3 protein-coding genes and 2 pseudogenes are annotated in these 4214 nt (G+C 52.8%); 2 read left to right on the forward strand and 3 right to left on the reverse strand.

Features of this window, described 5'->3' with window-relative positions; all coding sequences use genetic code 11:
- A partial coding sequence (locus tag MHN01_RS18405; RefSeq protein WP_239412679.1) for an aminotransferase class III-fold pyridoxal phosphate-dependent enzyme occupies window positions 1-826 on the reverse strand: 826 nt, incomplete at its 3' end.
- A gap of 93 nt (window positions 827-919) precedes the next feature.
- Complete coding sequence (locus MHN01_RS18410; RefSeq protein ID WP_239412680.1) at window positions 920-1810, reverse strand: LysR family transcriptional regulator; 891 nt, start codon at window positions 1808-1810, stop codon at window positions 920-922.
- Between the two features lie 206 nt (window positions 1811-2016).
- Between MHN01_RS18410 and glaH the strand changes: the two genes are divergently transcribed.
- Both glaH and lhgO read left to right on the forward strand, forming a co-directional pair.
- Window positions 2017-2976, forward strand: coding sequence for a glutarate dioxygenase GlaH (glaH, locus tag MHN01_RS18415; protein WP_239412681.1), 960 nt, complete (start codon window positions 2017-2019; stop codon window positions 2974-2976).
- A 164-nt stretch (window positions 2977-3140) separates the two neighbouring features.
- A pseudogene (lhgO, locus tag MHN01_RS18420) lies at window positions 3141-4037 on the forward strand (L-2-hydroxyglutarate oxidase); the annotation flags it as partial.
- A 42-nt stretch (window positions 4038-4079) separates the two neighbouring features.
- Here lhgO and MHN01_RS24735 read toward each other — a convergent pair.
- Window positions 4080-4178: pseudogene (locus MHN01_RS24735) on the reverse strand (hypothetical protein); the annotation flags it as partial.
- Window positions 4179-4214: the final 36 nt, after the last annotated feature.

Raw genomic sequence — 4214 nt, forward strand, 5'->3', positions numbered from 1 at the left:
AGGTAATGAGATCCGGCACCACATCGAAGGCCTCCGAGGCAAATGATGCCCCCAGACGTCCCCAGCCAGTGATAACTTCGTCGAAGATCAGCACCACATCATGTTTGCTACAGATCTCGCGCAGGCGGCGCAGGTAGCCTTTTGGCGGCAGGATCACACCACCGGCACCAGAAATTGGCTCGACAATAACGGCTGCCACGCTGTCGGCACCGTGGAACTGAATTAGTTGCTCCAACTGCTCGGCTTTGTCTACCCCGTGCTCGGGTAGCCCCTGGCTGAAGGCGTTGTTGGCGATATCCAAGGTATGGGACAAGTGATCGGTCGGCAGCAGAGGGCCGAAACCTTTGCGGTTAGGTGTCAGGCCACCGACGGAGATACCGCCGAAGTTGACACCGTGGTAGCCCAGCTCGCGACCGATCAGCTTGAACTTGCCGGTATTGCCTTTGGCCTGTTGGTAGGCGAGGGCAATTTTCAGTGCACTTTCAACGGCCTCAGAGCCGGAGTTGGTGAAAAAGACCTTATTAAGCCCCGGTGGGGTGAAAGAGACCAGACGCTCAGCAAATTCAAAGCCAATGTCGTGGCCGAAGTTAAACGGTGAGCTGTAATCCAGCTCGGCCACTTGCTTGGCCATCGCCTCGCCGATTTCTTTGCGGCCGTGCCCCGCGTTGACACACCATAGCCCTGCGGTGGCATCAAGCAATTGGGTCCCGTTATCGGAATAACAATACATGCCCTCGGCACGGTTGATGATCCTTGGATCGGCTTTGAAATTACGGTTTGCCGTGAACGGCATCCAGAATGCATCGTAGCTGACTTTCTTTTCCATATGCTGGCTCTGTTGTTATTGGTGTTGAGCTGAGGTTATCGATATGTTGCAAGTTGGAAAATCATCACGAATTAAAATAAAGGTTTACCGCTATCAAACATTTCCTGCCGGGGCATTGAGTTCGGTTTGCAGGAAACTGACAAAAGCCCGCGCCGCGCTCGAGAGGTAGTGGCTTGATTTCCAGCCGATGCCGAGATGCAAAGGGATCGGTGGCTCGAAAGGTACTGTCACCAAATCGGTTTCGTCGCCAAGGATGATCGACAGGCAGGTGCAGATACCGATTTCCTTGCGGACCAGTGATTTGAGCAGCTCAATAAGATTGGTTTCAAAGCGGATATCGGGCGTGATTTTTTGTTGCTGGCAATAACGGCTGACAGCCTCGCGCAGGAAGTAACCGTCGCGAAAGAGGACCAAAGGTTGCTGGCAGAACTGTTCGAGAGTGATGCTACCTTTTTCGGCGAAAGGATGGGTACTGGGAACGCAGGCGACGATCTGTTCCTTGGCCAGGGTGACATGGCGGATCTGATCGTGGCTGCGATCGGAGCGAATAAGCGCCAGATCGAGTTGGCCGTCAAGGAGCATCTTTTCCAGCGTTGCGGTTCCGGCTTCCTGAATGTTGATTTGAATTCCCGGGTAGGTCTGCTTGAACAGTGCCAGTGTATCGGGCAGATAGTACGAGCCGAGCATGGCGGATACACCGAAATTAATCACTCCGCTGTCGAGCCCTTTTAATTCCTGCAGCTCCTTTTTGGCCTGATCGACATCCTCGAGGATCTTTCTGGCATGACGCAGTAGCACCTGTCCGTCGGCCGTCAGGCTCATCTGTCGCTCGGTGCGATTGATTAACTTCAACTCTAGTTGCTGTTCCAGCTTCTGGATACTGATACTCAGCGCCGACTGGGCGATACCCAGTTGATCGGCTGCCTTGGTAAAGTTGCCTGTTTGCGCCAGAACGGTGAAATAGTGCAGTCGTTTGATATCCATATTTACTCCTAAGCCGACGAGTCCATTAACCGTCATTAATCTATTTTATATATGGAAACTATATTTTCCATATATTGTTAATATCATCTTGTGCTCGTTATAGTTTTGTTAAAACAGCCGGTCAGGGAACTTGGTCGGCTATCCAATAACAGTCAGTCAACTTCACCGGGCCGGAGAGCCTGTTTAGAAATAAAAGGAAGCTATCCATGAAAATTGCACCTGCATTGAACGAGAGCATCAGCCAGTACCACGGTTTTACGGTCAGCCCTTATCCTGCCAACCCGCGCTTGCAAGTGGTTACTTTGGAGAAAAATACCCTGGATCGCTTTATTGATTTGAGCGCCAACTGGGGATTGCAGGCGCTGGAGTACAAGCCGTTTTTGCGCTATGCCGTGGCTGATGCGCTGGACAAAGCGTGTGATTATCAGTTGGGTAAGTTCCTAGTTGCGACGATGGGTAATCGTGATACCGGTGCTTTCTTGCTACAGGCTGACGAGCAGGCCCAGGCGGCGTATGAAGATACCGACGAGCAGCGAGACTTTTTCGTCAAGCTCTCGACGGCTGTTTCCCATCTGATCGGTATTCCGAATTTTGATGCGATGTACGGCAAGTACTATGCCCGCTTCACGGTGAAGAACGAAGACAGCAGTGACAGTTACCTGCGCCAGGCCCATCGCCGGATGGAGCTTCACAATGACGGCACCTATGTTAACGAGCGAACTGATTTCGTCCTGATGATGAAGATGGACGAGAAAAACATGGAGATGGGGGATTCCTTGTTGCTCCACGTGGATGAGTGGCAGGATCTTGAGCGCTTTTACCATCACCCGATGGCGAAGCAGAACATCGTCTGGGGTGCGCCGCCAAGCAAGAATGTCGGTTACACCATAGAGCACCCGGTTTTCTTCGAAGAAGACAGTAACGGCAAACCGCATATGCTGTTTATCGACCAGTTTGCCCAGCCACAGAACATGCAGCAGGGGCTCTACCTACATCAGATGAGCGAGTCGCTGGAAACTGACACCAATTGTTTCAATGTCAGGGTCAAAGTCGGCGCTATGCTGGTGGTCCAGAACCATTGCTGGCTGCACGGCCGCGATAAGTTTGTTGCTCATGCCGGCCTTCAGCGTGAACTGCTGCGCCAGCGTGGTCACTTTACTCGCTAAGTTGCTATTGGTTTAAGTCGCAGTCGATTTAAGTCATCTTCGATTTAAGTCACCATGGATTAAAGTCAAAGTCGATTGCCGGAAAACCGGCAGTGGCATAACAACAAAGGAAATACGCTCGCCGCAGATATTGCGGCGAGCTGGTATCAATGGAGTGGTAACTAGTGAGTAAGGTCTACGATTACATCATTATCGGTGGGGGGATTGTCGGGGTCTCGACAGCCTGGCAATTGCAGCAGCGCCATCCGGACAAATCTGTTTTGCTGATAGAAAAGGAATCTGGCCTGTCCCGCCACCAGACGGGGCATAACAGCGGCGTGATCCATGCCGGTGTTTATTATCCGCCGGGCAGCCTGAAGGCCGAGTTTTGCAAAGCCGGAGTGGAGGCGACAACCCGTTTCTGCGCCAGGCATGACATTCCGGTCGAGAACTGCGGCAAGCTGCTGGTCGCGACCAGCGAGCTTGAAATGGAAAGAATGCAGGCGCTATATCAACGCTGCCGGGAAAACGAGCTTGAGGTGACATTGCTCGATCAGCACGAGCTAAAGCGCAAAGAGCCCAATATCGAAGGATTGGGGGCTATCTTGGTCGAGACAACCAGTATAGTGAACTACCGTCTGGTGACCGAAAAAATTGCGGATGAGTTTCGCATGTTAGGCGGTGAAGTCGCATTGGGAACGGTAGTGGAAGCGTTGAACGAAGACGAAGATGAGATTAGAGTTCGCTGTCGGCAAGAGGGCGAGAACGCCGCTTTTGCTTGTCGGTTTCTGATTTCGTGCTCAGGCTTGATGGCGGATCGGGTTACCCGGATGCTGGGTATAAAGACTGACTTTCAGATCATTCCCTACCGGGGCGAATACTATCGACTGCCGGAGAAATACAATCAGATAGTCAACCACCTGATTTATCCGATCCCCGATCCGGATTTGCCGTTTCTTGGCGTTCACCTGACCCGGATGATTGACGGTTCGGTGACGGTCGGTCCTAATGCGGTGCAGGGGTGGAAACGTGAAGGTTACGGCAGGATAAATATCAGCCTGAAAGACATCGGCGACATGCTCGGCGACCCGCTCCATCGATGTCAGCAACCCGCGAGGGTTGTCGCTGTCGCGCAGCAGGAGTTCGAGCGTCGGGGCCAAGGCGACGTCGCTGCGGTGTTGCCGGCGATAGGCGACGAGGCTCTCGTTGGCTGCGAGCAGCACTTCCAAACTGGCTACGTTCGCCGCATCGGCGCCGTC

Source organism: Photobacterium sp. OFAV2-7 (genome assembly GCF_022347985.1).
Lineage (GTDB): Bacteria > Pseudomonadota > Gammaproteobacteria > Enterobacterales > Vibrionaceae > Photobacterium.